The sequence below is a fragment of the Affinirhizobium lemnae genome (genome assembly GCF_022968395.1).
Lineage (GTDB): Bacteria > Pseudomonadota > Alphaproteobacteria > Rhizobiales > Rhizobiaceae > Neorhizobium > Neorhizobium lemnae.
On sequence record NZ_JALJQZ010000033.1, the window covers coordinates 24673 to 44330 of the forward strand.

22 protein-coding genes are annotated in these 19658 nt (G+C 57.6%); 13 read left to right on the forward strand and 9 right to left on the reverse strand.

All coding sequences use genetic code 11. The annotated features are described in order from the left end of the window. Positions 1 to 130 precede the first annotated feature (130 nt). Together MUU53_RS17355 and MUU53_RS17360 are read left to right on the forward strand one after the other, a co-directional pair. Positions 131 to 1630 carry a DEAD/DEAH box helicase gene (locus MUU53_RS17355; RefSeq protein ID WP_247262024.1) on the forward strand — a complete coding sequence of 500 codons (1500 nt, stop codon included), beginning with the start codon at positions 131 to 133 and terminating at the stop codon, positions 1628 to 1630. Between the two features lie 8 nt (positions 1631 to 1638). Next, a complete protein-coding gene (locus MUU53_RS17360; RefSeq protein WP_247262025.1) occupies positions 1639 to 2052 on the forward strand; it encodes an NUDIX domain-containing protein in 414 nt (137 codons plus the stop codon). A gap of 9 nt (positions 2053 to 2061) precedes the next feature. Here the strand turns inward: MUU53_RS17360 and MUU53_RS17365 are convergent, their stop codons facing one another. Genes MUU53_RS17365 through MUU53_RS17395 form a run of 7 tightly spaced genes read right to left on the reverse strand, consistent with a single transcriptional unit; the run spans position 2062 to position 7708 of the window. Next, positions 2062 to 2385, reverse strand: a complete 324-nt coding sequence (locus MUU53_RS17365; RefSeq protein WP_247262026.1) for a TfoX/Sxy family protein — start codon at positions 2383 to 2385, stop codon at positions 2062 to 2064. A 6-nt stretch (positions 2386 to 2391) separates the two neighbouring features. Beyond that, on the reverse strand, positions 2392 to 4023 hold the full coding sequence (locus MUU53_RS17370; protein WP_247262027.1) for an NTP transferase domain-containing protein: 1632 nt from the start codon (positions 4021 to 4023) through the stop codon (positions 2392 to 2394). Then, a complete protein-coding gene (locus MUU53_RS17375; RefSeq protein WP_247262028.1) occupies positions 4020 to 4718 on the reverse strand; it encodes an XdhC family protein in 699 nt (232 codons plus the stop codon). Before MUU53_RS17375 ends, MUU53_RS17370 begins: the two co-directional genes overlap by 4 nt. Then, positions 4718 to 5041: an XdhC family protein gene (locus tag MUU53_RS17380; RefSeq protein ID WP_062554328.1), complete on the reverse strand. Its 324-nt coding sequence runs from the start codon at positions 5039 to 5041 to the stop codon at positions 4718 to 4720. Before MUU53_RS17380 ends, MUU53_RS17375 begins: the two co-directional genes overlap by 1 nt. After that, positions 5022 to 6299, reverse strand: a complete 1278-nt coding sequence (locus tag MUU53_RS17385; protein WP_247262029.1) for a vWA domain-containing protein — start codon at positions 6297 to 6299, stop codon at positions 5022 to 5024. The genes MUU53_RS17380 and MUU53_RS17385 overlap by 20 nt, the downstream gene beginning before the upstream one ends. 3 nt (positions 6300 to 6302) lie before the next feature. Beyond that, the gene (locus MUU53_RS17390; protein WP_247262030.1) at positions 6303 to 7232 is read right to left on the reverse strand and encodes an AAA family ATPase; all 930 of its coding nucleotides are present in this window, start codon (positions 7230 to 7232) and stop codon (positions 6303 to 6305) included. 26 nt (positions 7233 to 7258) lie between these two features. Then, the gene (locus tag MUU53_RS17395; RefSeq protein ID WP_156379178.1) at positions 7259 to 7708 is read right to left on the reverse strand and encodes a flavin reductase family protein; all 450 of its coding nucleotides are present in this window, start codon (positions 7706 to 7708) and stop codon (positions 7259 to 7261) included. 202 nt (positions 7709 to 7910) lie between these two features. On the opposite strand from MUU53_RS17395, the gene MUU53_RS17400 reads away from it, so the two are divergent. From MUU53_RS17400 to purB, 4 genes are all read left to right on the forward strand, one after another. Further along, a complete protein-coding gene (locus tag MUU53_RS17400; protein ID WP_247262031.1) occupies positions 7911 to 8999 on the forward strand; it encodes a branched-chain amino acid ABC transporter substrate-binding protein in 1089 nt (362 codons plus the stop codon). Between the two features lie 82 nt (positions 9000 to 9081). Continuing rightward, positions 9082 to 9750 carry a ribulose-phosphate 3-epimerase gene (rpe, locus tag MUU53_RS17405; protein WP_247262032.1) on the forward strand — a complete coding sequence of 223 codons (669 nt, stop codon included), beginning with the start codon at positions 9082 to 9084 and terminating at the stop codon, positions 9748 to 9750. Between the two features lie 7 nt (positions 9751 to 9757). Then, positions 9758 to 10267 carry a hypothetical protein gene (locus tag MUU53_RS17410; RefSeq protein WP_247262033.1) on the forward strand — a complete coding sequence of 170 codons (510 nt, stop codon included), beginning with the start codon at positions 9758 to 9760 and terminating at the stop codon, positions 10265 to 10267. A 60-nt stretch (positions 10268 to 10327) separates the two neighbouring features. After that, positions 10328 to 11629, forward strand: a complete 1302-nt coding sequence (gene purB, locus MUU53_RS17415; RefSeq protein WP_247262034.1) for an adenylosuccinate lyase — start codon at positions 10328 to 10330, stop codon at positions 11627 to 11629. Positions 11630 to 11696: 67 nt separating this feature from the next. Here purB and MUU53_RS17420 read toward each other — a convergent pair whose 3' ends face one another. Beyond that, the gene (locus MUU53_RS17420) at positions 11697 to 13352 is read right to left on the reverse strand and encodes a tannase/feruloyl esterase family alpha/beta hydrolase (protein ID WP_247262035.1); all 1656 of its coding nucleotides are present in this window, start codon (positions 13350 to 13352) and stop codon (positions 11697 to 11699) included. 139 nt (positions 13353 to 13491) lie between these two features. Between MUU53_RS17420 and MUU53_RS17425 the strand changes: the two genes are divergently transcribed. After that, positions 13492 to 14046, forward strand: coding sequence for an RBBP9/YdeN family alpha/beta hydrolase (locus MUU53_RS17425; protein WP_247262036.1), 555 nt, complete (start codon positions 13492 to 13494; stop codon positions 14044 to 14046). Between the two features lie 115 nt (positions 14047 to 14161). Then, positions 14162 to 15928 carry a sensor domain-containing protein gene (locus MUU53_RS17430; RefSeq protein WP_247262037.1) on the forward strand — a complete coding sequence of 589 codons (1767 nt, stop codon included), beginning with the start codon at positions 14162 to 14164 and terminating at the stop codon, positions 15926 to 15928. A 49-nt stretch (positions 15929 to 15977) separates the two neighbouring features. On the opposite strand, the gene MUU53_RS17435 is transcribed toward MUU53_RS17430, so the two are convergent. Then, positions 15978 to 16355, reverse strand: coding sequence for a DUF1476 domain-containing protein (locus MUU53_RS17435; protein ID WP_247262038.1), 378 nt, complete (start codon positions 16353 to 16355; stop codon positions 15978 to 15980). 171 nt (positions 16356 to 16526) lie between these two features. On the opposite strand from MUU53_RS17435, the gene purC reads away from it, so the two are divergent. From purC to MUU53_RS17460, 5 genes are all read left to right on the forward strand, one after another. After that, positions 16527 to 17291 carry a phosphoribosylaminoimidazolesuccinocarboxamide synthase gene (purC, locus tag MUU53_RS17440; protein WP_247262039.1) on the forward strand — a complete coding sequence of 255 codons (765 nt, stop codon included), beginning with the start codon at positions 16527 to 16529 and terminating at the stop codon, positions 17289 to 17291. 18 nt (positions 17292 to 17309) lie between these two features. Further along, positions 17310 to 17552 carry a phosphoribosylformylglycinamidine synthase subunit PurS gene (purS, locus tag MUU53_RS17445; RefSeq protein WP_247262040.1) on the forward strand — a complete coding sequence of 81 codons (243 nt, stop codon included), beginning with the start codon at positions 17310 to 17312 and terminating at the stop codon, positions 17550 to 17552. 124 nt (positions 17553 to 17676) lie between these two features. Next, positions 17677 to 18351 (forward strand): phosphoribosylformylglycinamidine synthase subunit PurQ, encoded by a 675-nt coding sequence (gene purQ / locus MUU53_RS17450; RefSeq protein ID WP_247262041.1) that lies wholly within the window; start codon positions 17677 to 17679, stop codon positions 18349 to 18351. A 28-nt stretch (positions 18352 to 18379) separates the two neighbouring features. Then, on the forward strand, positions 18380 to 18769 hold the full coding sequence (locus MUU53_RS17455; RefSeq protein ID WP_247262042.1) for a hypothetical protein: 390 nt from the start codon (positions 18380 to 18382) through the stop codon (positions 18767 to 18769). A gap of 160 nt (positions 18770 to 18929) precedes the next feature. Then, positions 18930 to 19514, forward strand: a complete 585-nt coding sequence (locus MUU53_RS17460) for an acyloxyacyl hydrolase (protein WP_247262043.1) — start codon at positions 18930 to 18932, stop codon at positions 19512 to 19514. Positions 19515 to 19658: the final 144 nt, after the last annotated feature.

Consider the following 19658-nt stretch of genomic DNA (forward strand, 5'->3'; position numbering starts at 1 on the left):
TTACGCTGGGCATCCGGCCTGTTTTCTTGACTTTGTCATACTTTGCGCTTATCTCGCGGCCATCATCGGACGCAAAGCGGTTCCGATTCACCTGAGTTCCTTGCGGACCTGAACGGAAATTGTTTTCTCATTGACCACATTTGCTGATCTCGGCCTGAGCCAGAAAGTTCTCTCTGCTGTAACCGACGCGGGTTACACAATCCCGACGCCTATTCAGGCGGGCGCCATTCCGCATGCGCTGCAGCGACGTGATATCTGCGGAATCGCGCAGACCGGGACCGGCAAGACGGCCTCCTTCGTGCTGCCGATGTTGACCCTTCTGGAAAAGGGACGCGCCCGTGCCCGCATGCCGCGTACGCTCATTCTGGAGCCGACGCGCGAATTGGCAGCCCAGGTCGCAGAGAATTTCGAGAAATACGGCAAGAACCACAAGCTCAACGTGGCCCTCCTGATCGGTGGCGTCTCGTTCGAAGAGCAGGATCGCAAGCTCGAGCGTGGCGCTGATGTTCTCATCTGTACGCCGGGCCGGTTGCTCGATCACTGCGAGCGCGGCAAACTGCTAATGACTGGCGTCGAAGTCTTCGTCATCGACGAAGCCGACCGTATGCTGGACATGGGCTTCATTCCGGATATCGAGCGGATCGCCAAGATGATCCCGTTTACACGTCAGACCCTGTTTTTCTCGGCCACCATGCCGCCGGAAATCCAGAAACTGGCTGATCGTTTCCTCCAGAACCCGGAACGTATCGAGGTGGCCCCGCCATCCTCTACAGCAAAAACGGTTACCCAGCGTCTGGTTGCATCCCACAACAAGGATTATGAGAAGCGCGCGAAGCTACGCGACCTCATCCGTGCACAGGATGAGCTGAAGAACGCCATCATCTTCTGCAACCGCAAGAAGGATGTGGCCGATCTCTTCCGTTCGCTGGATCGTCATGGCTTTTCAGTCGGCGCCCTTCACGGGGATATGGACCAGCGGTCCCGCACGACGATGCTCGCGAACTTCAAGGACAACAACATCACGCTGCTGGTCGCTTCGGATGTTGCTGCGCGCGGCCTCGACATTCCCGATGTCGGTCACGTTTTCAACTTCGACGTTCCGATCCACGCCGAAGACTATGTCCACCGCATTGGTCGCACGGGCCGCGCCGGGCGCTCGGGCCGCGCCTTTACGCTTGTGACCAAAGCTGACGCAAAATATGTAGACGCCATCGAGAAACTGATCGGTCAGGAAATCGAATGGCACGAAGGTGATCTGTCCGCCCTGCCGGCTCCGATGGAAAGCCATGACAATGATCGCGGCAAAAAGGGCCGTGATCGTGACAAGGACCGGGGTCGCGGAAAACGCGGTTCGGGCTCCAAGACAGAGGCTCGTACACAGGAAGAGTCTCCGAAGAGCAACGTGGCAGCAACACCTGAAGCAAGGACAGAAAGCGTGAACGCAGAACAGGCCAAGATCGACAATCGCCGCAGCAACCAGGGCCGCAACAGCCGTCCTTACCCGGCGAACGACGATAATCAGAGCCGCCGCCGCAGCCACCACCGTGACCATGACGATGGTCCGACACCGGTTGGCTTTGGCGATGACATTCCGGCGTTCATGCTGATCGTCGCAAACGCCAAGGGCTGATCCAGCTCATGACATTACGCCCCGGCGTGGATTTTCCGGGCGTCGGTACAGGATTGGTCATCCGCAATGCGGATGGCCATGTTCTTTTGTACAAGCGTCTTCGTGCGCCTGAAGCCGGTTTCTGGAACATAGTCGGTGGCAAGGTCGATCATCTCGAACACTCGGCTGACGCTGCCCGCCGCGAGGCGGAGGAGGAAACCGGGCTGACAATCCATTCTGTCGATTTTCTGTGCCTGTCGGAACAGATCATCCAGGCAGACCGGCAGCATTGGGTATCGGTGATCTATCGGACGGATGACTTCACTGGTGAACCGCGACTGACAGAGCCGGACAAGCTTTCGGAATTCGGTTGGTTCTCTTTGGATACGTTGCCCGAGCCGCTCTCCGCCTTTACGCGGGACGCAATCAGATTCTTGAAATGAGCAACCGAGCTACTTCTTGGCAGTCCTGAAACCGGCTTCGCAGGCCAGACGCGCCCACTTCGCCATCTCGTCGGGATCATCCAGCGCCTCATCCGGCACTGACCAATAGGGCATTAGGACAGGCTTGCCCTTCTTGCCTTCATAGGTCCATTGGCGCGCTCCCGCAGCGCTGAACAGCGGAGCCGTTTCCGTGTCGGCCTTCAAAAGGATCTCGTCGCCAAGTTCCAGCGCGAAGATAACGCCATCGCGGTAAATTCCCTTGCCGCCGAACATCCTTCGGATCGAGATCGGCGAAACCGCCTCGAACATTTCCTCGATCGCCTCATTATCCATTGCGATCTATCCCTTCAAAATCCCGCCAGCCTGCTCGACAGCCTCCGGAGTGTCGACATCAAGATGGGCAGACGCACCAAGCTCCACGTCAATGATCGGCAGGCCACAAGTCTCGATAACGTGCCGCGCACCCACATCTCCGTCCAGGAGTTCAAGATCGTCGAAGGTCGCTCGTGGCAATATGACCGGATTGCCGCGTTTGCCGGACGCCACAGCGCGAACAATGGCACGCCCCTCCGCCTGAACGAAGGCATCAGCTAAGGCCTTGAGATCGTCGCTGGTGATGCCGGGCATATCCGCAAGCACGACCATCAGACCATCACACTGTTGACGGGACGCAGAGGAAAGCCCGCACTTGATCGAACTCGCCATTCCCGTTTCGAACAATTCGTTATGAAGGATTTCGACGTCCAGTCCCTCAAGCGCAGCGTTAACATCGGTGGCGCGATAGCCTGTTACCACCGCAACAGAGCCGATACCGGCCTCAACCGCCCGGTCTGCCATCCTTCGGACCAGTGGAACGCCGTCAAATTCTGCCAGCAACTTGTGCCCTGCCCCCGCCATGCGCCGCGCCTGACCGGCCGCAAGCAGCACGACGCCCAGCTGCAGCCTCTGCGCATGACCTGCAAGCTCCCTGGGTTGCGGTCGACTTGGTATTTCCATAAGCAGCCCTCCCACGCCAAGCCCCATCAGGTCGTCCGGCGTCGGCGGCTGTCCTGCCAGTATTCGATCCAGAACCCAGTCAAAGGCATTTTCCTTGGGCGAACGTGCGCATCCCGGCGCGACGATAATGGCTGAATCTGCCTTGTGTCCAAGAACCAGCAAATTACCGGGATCGACCGGTAAGCCGACGTGATCCACCGCACCGCCTGCCAGCCGCAATGCGTTCGGAAGCACGTCCTCGGCATCACAGACAGCCGACGCTCCGAACAGAATGATCATGCGCGGTCCGCTGCCGTCGAACTCACGTTCGGCGTCCAGGATGGCACGCAAGACAGCATTCTCCTCGTGGACTACCCGACGTTCGGAGACGATGACGCTGCCGGACGGCGCCAGACGTCGTCGCAGAACCTGCACGGTTTTGTCGAGGACCGATGGCTTTACCGACGGCAGTTGCGTCTGAATGAGAGCGACGGAATGCGGTTGGAAGGCATGAACGGTGACCGCGCCGGCAAGGGTGAGAATCTCTGCTGCCTGATCCACGAGACACTTGCTGACACCGAGCGGTATGATCTTGATTGTCGCGACCATATCGCCATCCGAGACCTGGCTGAAGTCCTTCAGGCACGCCAATGTGATTGCCGGATCAACGCGATTGAAACGGTCCACGAGCTGCTTATCAGCGCGGAACAGACCGCTACGGGTCGCGTAGACATTAACCCGTCCGGTCGCCGCCGGAGAGAGCCGCAGGTTCTCCCGTTGAAGAAGACGAGCGAGCTGTTCTGCCGCCTCGTCCTCCGTCAGATCGTCATCATCGAGGCGGGCAACGATCACATGCTTCACACCGTGATCGCGAAGTGCCTCGACATCATTGGCCGACAGGCGCCGCCCTTTTTGCAGCCTGCCTGTCGCTACCATCATGCTGTGTGCGAGAATTGCTCCCTGCGCATCGTCAACCGCAACCGGACCGAATTTCATGCGCTTTGCCCGGAGATAGGACGCCGACGAAAGGCCTGCACGATCTCCGCCATGATGGCGAGTGCAATCTCTTCCGGGCTGGAAGCACCGATATCAAGACCGATGGGCGCACGGATTGATGAAATGTCTTCGTCACTGAGTCCCACCTCCTTCAATCGCTCGATGCGCTTAGCATGGGTCTTGCGACTGCCGAGCGCCCCGACATAGAAGCATCGGCTGCGCAAAGCGTCCGCGATTGGATAGTCATCGATTTTCGGATCGTGCGTCACGGCTACAAGCGCTGTATAGGCGTCAAGCCCGCGATCCTTCAGCACGTCCTCCGGCCAGTCGGCGATCAGGTCGACACCTTCGAAACGCTCCGGCGTGGCGAAAGCCGTGCGGGGATCGATGATCGACAGGTCGAAATTCATCATCGGCGCCAGACGCGCCAGAGCCTGTGTGATGTGTACGGCACCGATGGCGACGATACGCGGCGGCGGCAGGTAGACATTCAGGAAAACCTGAGCGCCATCCGCCTCTGCCAAGCCGGATTTCCCCGTTTGCAGAGCTTTACCCACCACATCGCGCAAACACTCCGGCACCGGCTGACCTTCGGTAAAAACTATGGTCGAACCTGCGGCCAGATCCGTTACGATGACGACGGCCTGACGGGCCTGCCGCGCAGAATTCACCTGTTTGAGAACTTCGATCTGCATCAGTTAAGCTTCTCCACATAGACGCGGATACGCCCACCACATGATAGGCCGACGCGCCATGCGGTTTCGTCCGCCACGCCAAATTCCAGCAGCTTTGGCGTTCCCGCCTCAAGCACGTCCAGAGCCTCAGTGATCACGGCCCCTTCGACACAGCCACCGGAAACCGAGCCCTCGAAATTACCCTCCGCATCGATGATGAGGTGACTGCCAACGGGACGCGGCGCCGAACCCCAGGTTTCGATGACGGTCGCAATCGCCACATCGCGACCTTCCGCTTTCCAGGTTTCGGCAAGAGTGAGAGGATCAAGGGATGCGGCTGACATGCTGGTGGTTCCTTTCCAGGAAGCGGCGGGGATCATGATCTCGGTTGAAACCTTGTCCGTTGAGTGCTTCTGCAAGTTCGCTGATTGAGCTTATATTGTGCGCCGCCCTGAATTCGTCCACATGCGGCAACATGGCGCGCACACCTTTGGCCTTTGCCTCGAAGCCGTCAAAGCGCAGCAAAGGGTTTAGCCAGATGAGCCGACGAGCGCTCCGACGCAACCTGTCTACTTGTCTAGACAACTCACCCACATCGTCCCGCTCCAATCCGTCCGTGATCAGCAAGACGACCGCGCCACCGCTCATGACACGCCGGCTCCAATCCTTGTTGAACCGGGCAAGCGCTGGCCCTATCCGCGTCCCACCTGACCAGTCGGAGACAGAGGCAGTGCAGGCAGCCAGAGCCTCATCAGGGTCACGATGCTTCAAGCTCCGGGTCACATTTGTCAGCCGCGTGCCAAACAGGAAGACATGCATCCGCCGCCGACGCTCCATCAATGCGTGACAGAAATGCAGGAAGATGCGGGTATACTGGCTCATGGAGCCAGAAATATCCGCCAGAACGACCAAGGGCGGCTCACGCCTGCGCACCGTCTTGAATTTCGGCAGCAGCAGGTCGCCCCCGCTTCGCATGGCATGGCGCAGGGTGGCGCGTGCATCGATCCTACGCGGTTGCCGACTGGGCTGGAACCTTCGTGTCGGCACCGTCTGCAACGGCATGACGAGCCCGGATATAACTTGCCGCGCCTGCTTCAGTTCGGCGGCATTCATCTGCGCGAAATCCATTTTCCGCAGCACTTCGGAAAACGAAGCGGTGAAACGTGCATCCGTCTCGATCTCATCGCGGACCTCCTGTTTTGCCGGCCTCTGTCTGTTGGCGGTCAGTGCATCGCTCACTCTCGCGGCGGCAGGCCTCGGTTTTTCCTTCTCACGATGATCGGCAATCTTCGGCGACATCATCTGGATCAATTTTTCCACGAGATCGCGACGGCGCCAGAAGATGCCGAAGGTTTCGTCGAAAACCGGAATATCCTCGCGACGCTTCACGAAGATCGCCGCCAGAACGGCCTTGAACTCCTGCCTTGATCCAAGACCGATTGCCTGCACCGCTTCCACCGCATCCATCGTGGATTGAGGTGAGGTCTTCAGCCCTGCCCGTCGCAAAACGCGAGCAAAATGGGCAATGTTTTCGGCCAGCTTTCCGTCCCCCACCGGTAGCAGAGGCAAGATCGCACCATCGCTGCCGTTAGGGCCAATCATCGCTCAACCCGCAGCCAGCAGTTCGGCCTTCACTTCAGACAGAAGCCTCACCCCTTCACCCTCTTTCATGCGCGCGATATCATCCTGATACTTGAGCAGTGTTCCAAGCGTATCGGCGATCGTTTCGGGGTCGAGCCCAATCCGATCGAGTTCCGTCAGTGCTGTCGCCCAGTCGATCGTCTCCGCGATGCCGGGATTCTTGAACAGATCGATCGTCCTTAGCTTTTGAACGTAGGCCACGACCTCACGCGACAGTGCCTCAGCGGCATGGGGCAGCTTGCGACGCAGAATGGCAAGTTCCTGCTCAGCGTCCGGATAGTCGACCCAGTGATAGAGGCAGCGCCGCTTCAGGGCGTCATGGATCTCGCGGGTACGGTTGGTGGTGATGATGACGATGGGCGGCTCGCTAGCCTTGATCGTACCGAGTTCGGGAATGGTCACCTGAAAATCGGAAAGAACCTCCAGCAAAAACGCTTCGAAGGCTTCGTCGGTTCGGTCGAGTTCGTCGATCAGGAAGACGGGGGCAACCTCCCCCGCCTGCGCCAAAGCCTGCAGCACGGGCCGACGGATCAGATGGCGCTCGGAATAAAGGCTCGATTCGATCCTGTCGCGATCGTCCAGACCCGCCGCTTCCGACAGGCGGATATCGAGCATCTGCGCCGGATAATTCCACTCATAGACCGCAGACGAAACATCGAGACCTTCGTAGCACTGCATACGGATCAGCGGCCGGTTCAACCCTTTCGCCAACGCCTTGGCAATCTCGGTCTTGCCAACACCCGCCTCACCCTCGAGAAAAAGCGGACGCTTCATCCGGAGAGCCAGAAACACGACTGTTCCGAGGCTTCGTCCAGCCAGATAATCCTGCTGCGCCAGAAGGCTGATTGTCTCCTCGATTGAAGAGGGCGTGGGTATCGCGGTACTATCTGGCATGGTTCCTCCCCATGTTTCAGAGGATGCTACAGCGAGTGGAACGCACGGTCCAGATAGATCAACGGAGGGTTCGCAGGCCCAAGATGCAAACCGACGACGGTGCCGATCATGACGAAATGGGTCGCGATACGGCGCACCTCCACCAGACGGCAATCGAAAGCCGCAAGCGCGTCCGAAAGGACCGGTGCACCTGTGGTGAGCTCCATCCAGTCACCCAGCGCAAATCTCTGGTCGTTCGGCAGGTTCTCGAAACCAGCAAGCGCCCGCGCCAGCGGTTGATGGTGAACGGCAAGCGCATTTAGAACGAAACGCCCGCTCTTCTCGAAAATCTCGTTCTTGGCATTGTCTGCATTAAGGCAAGCCAACACTGTCGCGGGACTATCAGAAATCGAGCACGCAGCGGTCGCAGTCACACCACGCCGCACCCCTTCCCACTCAGTCGTGACGGCCTGAACATGCCCGGCATATCGCGCCATGCCATCCCGATAGCGTGCAGGATCGATCGCTTCAGCGGCCAGTCTTTCGGAAATATCCACACATCTTCTCCCCGGCCTGCAGCCGTGTGATCTCTCGCATATGGATAACCTGCTTGCAGTTTTCCACGCAATGCCGACACGTGAGTTGAAGTTAATACGCAAAAGTCTTTGACGCGCCTTGGTGAACGGATAAATGTCACTCATGCGCCACTCTTCCGTTATCCGTCTCAGTGCTATCCTGTCTGCGGCTCTTTGCGCGCTTCTTGCGCAACCGGTCTCGGCAGCGGTTATCGGCGTCGTAGCTCCGACGTCTGGACCCTATGCCCGGCTCGGTGAACAGATCCAGCATGGTGCAAGCGCGGCGGTCGGCGATGGCAACCAGATCGTCGTCGTGCCGGAAACATGCGAGCCCGGCAGCGGCAAACAGGTCGCGGAGCAACTAAAGACACAAGGCGTCAGCATCGCCATCGGCTTTCTCTGCGTCGAAACACTGACGGATGCGCTGCCTTTGCTGAAAGGAACCGGGATCCCTGCAATCACGGTCTCCGTTCGCTCGCGTATTCTATCGGAAGACGCGCAACGCTACGGCTGGTCGTTCTTTCGCCTTGCGCCCACGGAAGGCCAGGAAGCCGCAGCCCTGTCGGACATTATCCTCGGACGGTGGCAGAACCAGCCGATAGCGCTCATCGACGATGGCACGATCTACGCACGTGACCTGATCGCCGCGGTTCGTAGCAGGATCGAGGCTGGAGGCATAAAGCCGGTCTTCGTCGATACTTTCCGGCCCGGTCAGGAACAACAGCTGTCTCTCGTTCGAAGATTGGCCAAAGCAGAAGCAGCGCGGGTCATTGTCGGAGGAGATCGCACAGACATTGCCGTGATGGCGAGAGACGCGGAAAAGGACGGCGCGAAACTGACCTTCGTCGGCGGGGATGTGATGCGCGCGGCCAACCGGCCCGTCAGCCTCCCGGAAGGCGTCATGGCCGTAGCACTTCCCGATTTCAGCAAGGAAGTCGACGCCGATGGCGCCGTTTCAATCCTGCGCGTCGCGGGCGTCGATCCTGATGGCTACACCCTGCCCGCCTATGCCGCAGTGCAGGTGGCCGAGCAAGCGCTCAACGCCGCTCAAACCCGCGCACTCTCACTGACAGATACCCTGCGGCAAGAAACCGTTCAAAGCGCGATCGGCCCCGTTGCTTTCCAGAACAATGGCGAATTGAAGCAGAACCTGTTCACACTGCAAACCTGGCGCCAGAACGGATGGACCATGGAGCAGACGCCGACCGAGTAGCAGCGTCCCTGCTAAATCCGGTAATTGTGCCGGTCTTGCTGTGGTGCTAGAGGCGCGGCATACATTCTTCTGGAGGATCCTGATGTCTGCCCCTGTTCTTATTGCCCCTTCGGTTCTGGCTGCCGATTTTTCCAAACTCGGGCAGGAAGTGCGTGATGTCGTGGCGGCAGGCGCCGACTGGATCCATCTCGATGTCATGGACGGACACTTCGTGCCCAATATTTCTTTCGGTCCGGATGTGATCAAATCGCTGCGCCCGCACACGGATGCCTATTTCGACTGCCATCTGATGATCGCCCCCGCCGACCCCTATCTCGAGGCCTTCGCCAAGGCTGGCTGCGACAGCATTACGGTGCACGCAGAAGCCAGCCCGCACCTGCATCGCTCGCTGCAAACCATTCGCGGCCTCGGCAAGAAGGTCGGCGTCACGCTGAACCCGGCAACTCCCCTGTCCGTGCTGGAAAACGTGCTGGACGACGTGGACCTGATCCTGATCATGAGCGTCAATCCCGGCTTCGGCGGACAGAAATTCATTCCGGCGATGAACGAGAAAATCCGTGCCGCGCGCGCGTTAATTGGCAACCGTCCGATCGACATCCAGGTTGATGGCGGCATTACAGCAGAGACAATCGGCGCAGCCACGACGGCTGGCGCCAATGTCTTCGTGGCGGGTTCTGCGGTATTCAAGGGCAATAGCGTCGAGAGCTATTCTGCCAATATTTCCGCCCTTCGGTCAGCTGCTGGAGCATAAGAAAAACATGACGAAGGCTGACGCAAACCGAATGCCGCGCGTCAGCCTCGTCTCATCGGCTGTAACCAATCTCGGCTTCGCGCTCTTGTGGGGCGCCTGCTGTTCTGCCCTCATAGCATGGCAGATGTTTAGCTTGGAGCGCTTTCAGGGCTTCCACCTCTCTGACCTCATAGTTCTCTATGGCGTCGGCGCATCGTCCGGCTGGCTTGTTGCCGCCGTTGGTCTCTACGGCGTACGGCGGCTGGTCTGGAGAAAATGGCTGCTCTACCTGTTTGCGGTCACGCTGCTCGCCGCAGCCACTGTCGCAGTGACCTCCGGCCTTTTCGCACTCCAATATCGCAGCTTCTATGCCCAATGGCACGAGCATGCGTTCACCAGGATCTGGATACTTCAGTTCCTGTTCACATCGGCATCTGCCGTGTACCAGTTCCTCGTTATCGGTCTTCGTTACTATTTTCCGCTGGGAATGCCCCTTTTACTTGGTGCAGCGGCCATTCTTGTTCGCTCCGTGCGTTGAGATTACCTGCCGCCTTTGGTAAAGCGGGCCAACTTTGACAGCCGTAAGGAAAGAGCTTCGATGATCCCGCGCTATTCCCGGCCAGAGATGGTCGCCATCTGGTCCCCTGAAACCAAGTTTCGCATCTGGTTCGAAATCGAGGCTCACGCCTGTGATGCCCTCGCAGATCTCGGCGTTATTCCGAAGGAATCCGCCAGGACCATCTGGGAAAAAGGTGGCGCTGCGGAATTCGACGTCGCTCGCATCGATGAAATTGAAGCCGTTACCAAGCACGACGTCATCGCCTTCCTGACGCATCTGGCGGAATTCATCGGCCCGGACAGCCGTTTCGTCCATCAGGGCATGACCTCGTCTGACGTTCTGGATACGACGCTGAACATCCAACTCGTCCGTGCGGCGGATCTTCTGATTGCCGACATGGACCGCGTCCTGACGGCCTTGAAGACACGCGCCTTCGAGCACAAGGATACTATCCGCATCGGTCGCAGCCACGGCATCCATGCTGAACCGACCACCATGGGCCTCACCTTCGCGCGCTTCTACGCCGAAATGGACCGCAACCGCGCCCGTCTCGTCAATGCCCGCGCGGAAATCGCAACCGGCGCCATTTCTGGCGCGGTCGGTACCTTTGCAAACATCGATCCGCGCGTGGAAGAACATGTCTGCGCCAAGCTCGGCCTTGCGCCGGAGCCGGTTTCGACGCAGGTCATCCCGCGTGACCGTCATGCCATGTTCTTCGCCACCCTCGGCGTCATTGCATCGTCGATTGAAAACGTAGCCATCGAAATTCGCCACATGCAGCGCACTGAAGTTCTGGAGGCGGAAGAGTTCTTCTCGCCCGGCCAGAAGGGCTCCTCGGCCATGCCGCACAAGCGCAATCCCGTTCTGACGGAAAACCTTACCGGTCTTGCCCGCCTCGTGCGCATGGCCGTAACCCCTGCCATGGAAAATGTTGCACTGTGGCACGAGCGCGATATCAGCCACTCTTCCGTCGAGCGCGGCATCGGTCCCGACACGACGATCACACTGGATTTCGCGCTGAACCGTCTCGCAGGTGTCATCGAAAAGCTGGTGATTTATCCGGACAATATGTTGAAGAACCTCAACAAGTTCCGTGGATTGGTTCACTCGCAGCGCGTTCTGCTTGCCCTTACGCAAGCCGGTGTATCACGTGAGGATTCCTACCGTCTGGTCCAGCGCAATGCGATGAAGGTCTGGGAAAAGGGTGCCGATTTCCTGGAGGAATTGCTGGGCGATGCTGAAGTCCGTGCCGCACTTCCTGAAGAAGCAATCCGCGAGAAGTTTGATCTCGGCTACCACACCAAGCACGTCGACACGATCTTCAAGCGCGTCTTCGGATAAGTCCGGGCCACTTCCATTCAAGGCAAGCCAGCCGGGATCTTTCCCCGGCTGATTTAGTTTCTACAGTTCACTTGCAGGTGTAACGTCCTTCGTCCTTAGCATCGGCCGCACCCGACGCAACCGTAACGCTGGGGTAAGGGCAATAGACATACCTCGAGCCCGCCAGATGAGCCGCTTCTTTGTTGTCGGGGGTGACGCCCGCAGCAACGCTCTCGGGCTTCTTGCCCTGCTCAACCCATGCCACTAGCGGCGAGAAGAAGTCGAAATCGTCATAGGATGGCCCACCAGCGCCATGTGGCATGCCTGGAATCCTATAAAGGCGCGCGAAATCCGAGGCCTTGCCGCCGTTGTTCTGATCAAGCTTCTTATACCAGTTGACCGTATCGACCACCGAAAACACCGGATCGGCATTGCCATGAAAGACGAGCATCTTGTGCCCGGAATCCCTGAACGCCATGAGATCCGGATTTTCCGTGCCCGGCGGTATCATGAACTGCACTGAGGATTCGGCGAAAGGTAGTTCGGAGGCGAAAATCTTTGGTGCGTCCTTGTCGAAATCAAACCTAAGCAGGTAGTTTTGAAGCTCATCCGGCGTGCCGCCCACCTTGACGGGTGGCGTGATGAAGATCTGTGCCAGCGAGGACGACCCCATGACGCCAATAATCGGCTTCTTTCCCCAGGCTTCGACGGCACTTTCCAGCTTCCAGCCCCGCCAGTTGCCAGACGCCATACCCGGATCCCAGGTCCAGGAACTGTAGAGGTCTTCTCCCTTGCTGTTCTTCGGGCCGCCCTGGATTTTCACTAGTGCGGCAACTTGCGCAGGCGTCAGGCATTCCTTGTCGCCTTCATTGGCGCATTGAAGCGCCTGCGGCTTGAACTCTGTTTCGCAGGCATCTGCATTGGAGACGATGCCGTCCTTTACGCCGTCAGCCATATCACAGGCCGCCAGAATACCTTTGGCCAGAAGGTTCATGTCGTCTCGGGTAAAGGCCTTGGCAATATCCTGGTTTACGCCTGCCCAAGTTTGTACGTCCCAAGCATGCTGGATCGCTGCTTTCGGCAGATTCAAGCCTGGATATCCGGCGAGCAGACCGTCGAAGGCTGCAGGCATGCGGGACGCGGCCACCAATGCATGCCGTCCGCCATTGGATGACCCCATGCCATAGGCAAAGGCAACCGGCTTTCCGTAATATTTCTCGACAGCCGAGCGCGCCAGCGGTTGCAGCTTGGCAACGGCACCATAACCGTAATCGATACGAGCCTGCGGATCGAAGCCAAAGGCTGCGCCACCGGCAATACCTCGCTCGGCATACGCCTTGCCGTCATGTCCTGCATCGCTGGAAACGACGGCATAGCCGCGAGAGAGTGCCGTCTGTTTCTTATCTCCGCCCATGACAGGGCCGAGGGCTGGAACCACGGCTCCATCATTGCCGCCGTTGAACTGGTGAACGAAACGTCCGTTCCAGGTGTCTGGCAATCGCAGCTCGAAACGGATCGCATAGCTCTTGCCGTCTACACCTGTTCGCTGTCCGGTCAAGCCACGAACGATGCAATGCGCAACTGGCACCTCGTCTGTAGCGGGTGTTGCAACGACCTCTGTCACGTTGAGCCCTGCCACAAAGCTCTCCCCCTTCGGCAGGTCCGCACAGGTCAAAGCATAGGCGGCATCAGTTGCAGCAAAAACTGTCAGGCAGGACGCACTCATGAAAATGACTGACTTCATACTTTCCTCCTCGAAGTGTGAGCTTCATTCTCGAAGTGAGGCTAACATAACAATTTCATTCGCAACAGTAATAATTTAAAACAAAAAAGGTCTCTGATCCGGGCTTGACGCATCCGCTCGTCAGTCGCAATTAAGGGCCATGAAAGCATCAGACGCAGATATTCTCATTGTTCCTGGCTACACGAATTCAGGGCCGGAACATTGGCAAACCCGATGGCAGAGCCGACTGCAAACGGCACGGCGTGTGGAGCAGGCCGAATGGTCGAAGCCGGTTCGCGAGGACTGGGTTGCTCGCATCGTCGAGGAAGTGAATGCTGCAACGCGTCCGGTCGTGATCGTAGCCCATTCGCTAGGCGTTCCGACGGCCATTCATGCGATCCCTCATTTCCGCAAGAAAGTCGCAGGCGCCTTTCTCGTTGCACCACCGGACGTCACCAATCCGGAGATCCGACCGAAGCATCTGATGACATTCGGGCCTTATCCACGCGATCCTCTGCCGTTCCCATCGCTGACGATTGCAAGCCGCAACGACCCGTTCGGCAGCTATGATCATGCCGACGACATCAGCAATGCCTGGGGTTCGCTTCTGATCGATGCAGGCGAGTCGGGTCACATCAACGCAGAGTCGGGGCACGGTCCCTGGCCTGAAGGTACGATGGTCTTCGCCCAATTTCTGGCGAAGCTGAAGCTCTGACGGATGCCGCCCTCGATCCTTTGCCTTCGCAACAACCATCGCGCGTTATGTTAAGAGACGTTTAACACGCAATTGCTAGCGTTGATAAAGGCATCGACGCTAGGGTTGGCTGCGAATGAAATCTGAGACGATGGCCATTTCTCTCAACCAGGGCGAATTGGCTGCATATGTGACCTGCATCGATACTCTTCCTCTGCCAACAGCTGTTGTTGAGCCGGGCGCCGGGCGCTTCGTTCATGCGAATCAAGCATTCAAACAGCAGTGGGTTGCCCGTAGTGTCTCGGACCTGACATCCCTCATTCATAGCGACGATCTGGTCGGTGTCTCGACACTGCTTTCCGAGAAACCGGCGAACGCTTCGCCTGAGAACACACGTTCGACGCTGATTCGAGTTCCATTGACAGATGGGAGTATTCGCTGGGCGAAGGCCTTCGTCAGCCCTTTCCAGCTTGGTCTCGCACCGCATGCAACCCTGCTCATGGTGCAACTTGTCGACTTTACCGACGACAAGCTCATGGTGGATGACCTGGTGGCGCGCGAAACACGCTGGAACAGTGCGCTCGTCAGTTCGGAATCCGGCGTCTGGGACCACGATTATCGGGCAGGTCGCAAGTATTATTCGCCAATCTGGCGGTGGATTCGCGGCCTGTCTCCCGGTGATCCCCTACCCGCCTCCAAGGAAGCCTGGCTCAATCTGGTGCACCCGGACGATCGTGAGTTCACGCTCCACGCCATGGAACGCCAGGAGGCCGGTGATCCGGCTTTCCAGGTGTTCGAATACCGAGAGCGTCATAAGGACGGTCACTGGGTCTGGATCGAGTGCCGCGGCGCGTGCATTGACCGTGACGAAAACGGTCGCCCCATGCGTGTGGTTGGCACCGACAACGACATTACGCTTCGCAAGGATGCAGAACATCGCGCGGCCAAGATTGCCCGCCGCCTGGAGATGGCGCTGGCCATTTCAGGCGTCGGCGTCTTCGAATCGGATTTGACGGCCGGCGAAGTGGACTGGGATGTCCGGATGTATGAGATTTTCGGTGTCCCGAAGCATGAAAGGATTCGGTTCGGCGTAACATGGGAGAGCTTCCTACATCCTGACGATCTGCAACGTGTTCTGACCAATGTCAGAGCGCATCATGGGAACGAGGGATGCTTCTGGGATCGCTATCGGATCATTCTTGCGGGAGGCGAGGAGCGAATTATCAAAAGCTGTAGCATGACCTTCACGGACGTTGACGGTCATACGAAACTCGTTGGCGCCAACTGGGACGTGACGCACGACGTTATGCTGCAGCAGGAACTGGAAAGAGCGAAAAGTCTGGCAGAGGCGCGCAATGCAGAGCTGGAAGCAACACGCGATCAAATCGAGCACAATGCTCTTCATGATTATCTGACGGGACTGCCAAACCGACGCTATCTCGATCTGGCCCTGGACCGGTTATCGAAAAGTTGTAGTCGGAAAAATCGCCATCTCGGTCTGCTGCATATAGATCTGGACGGCTTTAAGCAGATCAATGACGGTTTCGGCCATAGCGTCGGCGATGCGGTCCTTTCGCATGCTGCTGAACAGTTGCGAGAAATTGCAGGTGCACGAAACTTCGTCGCGCGTGCAGGCGGAGATGAATTCGTGGTGTTGGTGCCCTTTTCAGGAGCGCCCGACAGACTGTCCGCTCTGGCTAACAGAATCATTGTAGCGATGAGCAGACCATTCCGATATGGCGACAAACTCTGCCAATTCGGTGCCAGCATCGGCGTGGCCTACGCATCGGGATCTTCAATCAACGGTCATCAGATTTTGCTAGAAGCGGACACTGCACTTTATGAGGCCAAACACAGTGGCAAGGGACGCCATGCAGTTTTCGACGCAGCAGCGTGTCGCTGACGCAGAATCGGAGGCCGAGGCAACGTTCCCGCTGCCTCGGAAAGGCTTATCAGGTGCGCATCTCGTCAAGGATTTCGATCAAGAGTGCATGCATACGCGATGTGATTTCGTCTTCATTCAAAACGACATTGGCAGCAGTAAAGTCTTGCCGCAATCTGTCGATAAGCTGAATGTCAGTGGGATGCTCGACACCCCATTCCGCAAGATTAGTTGCATAGCCCAAAGGATCCTGCGCTCCCATGGTTTCTGCTGCCCAAAGGCCGATCAGCTTGTTTCGACGCGCTTCGGCGCGAAAAAGCCAAGTTTGCTCCTGGGTATACTTCATTTCGAGCGCTTCGGCGCGGTCACGCATCGTAATCATTAACATCCCCTGTTTCAGCCCTTCGTTCAAAAGCGAATTATTGAAGGCTGATGGAATGATGCACACCAATATTTGCGGAAGCGTGTAACGGCACGGTGAATAAATGCTTCCAATTGGCGAGCAACAGAACGGTTCTAGATCCACGCGCATTGTGAAACGAGACAAATTCCGTTATGGGACCGCTCAATCCAATTCCACAGCGCATCGCATTGCGCACGAACAACGAGACAAGATGTCATGAACCGTCGCCGCCGTATTTACGAAGGCAAGGCCAAGATCCTCTATGAAGGTCCAGAACCAGGTACGCTGATTCAGTTCTTCAAGGACGATGCCACTGCATTCAACAAAAAGAAGCATGAGGTTATCGATGGCAAGGGCGTACTCAACAATCGTATTTCAGAGTATATCTTTACCCACCTGAACAAGATCGGCATCCCGACCCATTTCATTCGACGCCTCAACATGCGCGAACAGCTGATCCGTGAAGTTGAGATCATTCCGCTAGAGATCGTTGTGCGAAACGTCGCTGCCGGTTCGCTGTCCCAGCGGCTTGGAATCGAAGAAGGTACTGTTCTTCCCCGTTCGATCATCGAATTCTACTATAAATCTGATGCACTCGCCGACCCAATGGTCTCCGAAGAGCACATTACCGCTTTTGGCTGGGCCAATCCGGCTGAGCTCGATGACATCATGGCGCTTGCTATCCGCGTGAACGACTTCCTATCCGGTCTCTTCCTCGGCGTTGGTATCCAGCTGATCGATTTTAAGATCGAATGCGGACGCCTGTTCGAAGGCGACATGATGCGCATCATTCTGGCGGATGAAATTTCGCCGGATAGCTGCCGTCTCTGGGACATCGAAACCAGGGAAAAAATGGACAAGGATCGCTTCCGCCGGGATCTGGGCGGCCTTCTGGAGGCCTATTCCGAAGTTGCGCGCCGTCTCGGAATCATCAACGAAAACGAGCCGATCCGCGGAACGGGTCCGGTTCTCGTACAGTAAGCCGTCAGGGAGCAAGCAGTGATCAAGGCACGTGTTACCGTCACTTTGAAGAACGGTGTTCTGGACCCGCAGGGCAAGGCCATTGAAGGTGCACTCGGAAGCCTCGGTTTCGAAGGTGTCAATCAGGTTCGTCAGGGCAAAGTTTTCGATCTCGAGGTCGAAACGCTTGATCGTGCGAAGGCTGAGGAAGAGATCAAGGCCATGTGTGAAAAGCTGTTGGCCAACACCGTTATCGAGAACTACTCCATCAGCCTGAGCTGATTGGATTGTCAGGCGCCTTCAATCGTCCGGAGAGAACATTGTGCGGGCTTCAGGCCATGACAGCCCGCACCATGGTAATTTTCAAAACAACCGCTTCTGCGCGAAGCCTTTTGAGGTCAAGCCCATGAAATCCGCCGTCGTTCAATTGCCCGGTCTGAACCGCGACCGTGACATGATTGCAGCTCTCACGCGCATTTCCGGTCAGGCGCCAGTCACCGTATGGCAGACGGAAACGGATATCCCGGATGTGGATCTGATCGTCATTCCCGGCGGCTTCTCCTACGGCGACTATCTGCGCTGCGGTGCAATCGCCGCCCGGATGCCTGTCATGGACGCTATCCGCCGCAAGGCCGAGGCTGGCGTGAAGGTGCTTGGGGTCTGTAATGGTTTTCAGATCCTAGTGGAAGCAGGCATGCTTCCCGGTGCGCTGATGCGGAATGTCTCGCTGAAGTTCGTCTGCAAGGAAATCAAGCTTGAGGTCGTTAACGCCGATACGGATTTCACCCGCGCTTACGAGACGGGCCAGATCATTCGCTGCCCGGTAGCTCACCATGATGGCAACTATTTCGTGGAAAGCGAAACGCTCAAGTCGCTCGAAGACAACAATCAGATCGTCTTCCGCTATGCCGACGGCACCAACCCGAACGGCTCTCTGTCGGATATAGCTGGTGTTGTAAACAGGCGGGGCAATGTGCTTGGCATGATGCCACACCCGGAAAATCTTATCGAAGCCGCCCATGGCGGTAATGATGGACGCGGCATCTTCGCCTCGGCTCTCGAAGTCGTCGCGGCTGCCTGACCAACCGCCAGAAATATCGAGAAGACAGATGCATAATTTGACGATCGGCCTCGTGACAATTCTGGCAGCAACAGCGCTCACGGCCTGCCAGTCCGATCGTCAACAGCCTCAGCCCCAGAACCGGGCTGCACTGCCCACCATGGAAAGGGTAGCGCTTGCTGCCAACTCCTGCTGGTTCAAATCGGGAGACGCGGCGTTCAAGGATTATCGTCTCGCGCCCGAACTGAATTCCTTCTCCGGCCGTCCCCGTATTCTGGCGGTGCCGCGCCACAGTCCCGAATCAAGACCCCTTCTCGTCGTCCAGGCGGAGGGAAATCCCGCTCGGCTGGACGCATTTGGCCCACTTGCCGATGGGCCCCAAGGCGCCCGCATCAAGCAGGATGTCGTGCGCTGGGCAAACGGCGGCAGAAACTGCTGAACCGCCCGCCCTGTTGTGGCAAAAATGTGATCTTCGAGAACAATCGCCCGAGCGGGACTCCGGTCCGTTCAAGGCTGCTTGCTGCTATAGTTAACTAACGCCTAATCTAACTCCAGAGATTCGCTGCCTCACTGAAGGTGGCCACAGGGGCGGTAGACCTATGACGCACAAGATGGTTTCGAGCCTGATCGGAACAACTGCCATTCTGCTTGCACTGTGTTCGCCGGTGATGGCGGCAGATACCGCAATCGCCCCTGGAGCCGGCCCCCTCTTCGACGAAGCCCGCTTCGGAGCCTACGGCGCAATCGACAATACATACAGCAACGACGAGAAAGGGTTCTTCGTCACCGGCATGCTGTTCTTCGATCCGTGGGATCATGACAATGCACAAGGATGGCAGAAGCTCGCCCGCCCCCGTGTCCATGTCGGTGCGGACATCAGTACCGCTGGCGAAACCAACCAGGCCTATGCCGGTTTTTCCTGGACCTTCGATCTGAACGAACGCTTCTTCCTGGAAGCCGGTTTCGGCGGGAGCGTGAATGATGGCAAGCTTCGATTTGATGGTGGACGTGGCCCCTATCTCGGTTGCCATGCGCTGTTCCACGAATACATGGCGGCAGGCGTCAACGTAAACGATAACTGGCGTGTCATCGCTCAGGTCGAGCACTCGTCCCATGCCGGGCTTTGCGGCGATTGGAACAGTGGCCTCACGCGCGCAGGCGTGCTCGTCGGCTATAAGTTCTAAAGCATGTCGCGCAAAAGTGCGCAGCGGTTTTGCGAAAACGACATGCGTCAAAACAAAGAGACAAAGCGCTAGAGTCTGTCAGTTTTAAATTGAACCATAACCTGCATGTCTGAAGTAGTTGGAGCACTCCTGGGGGCTGAACGC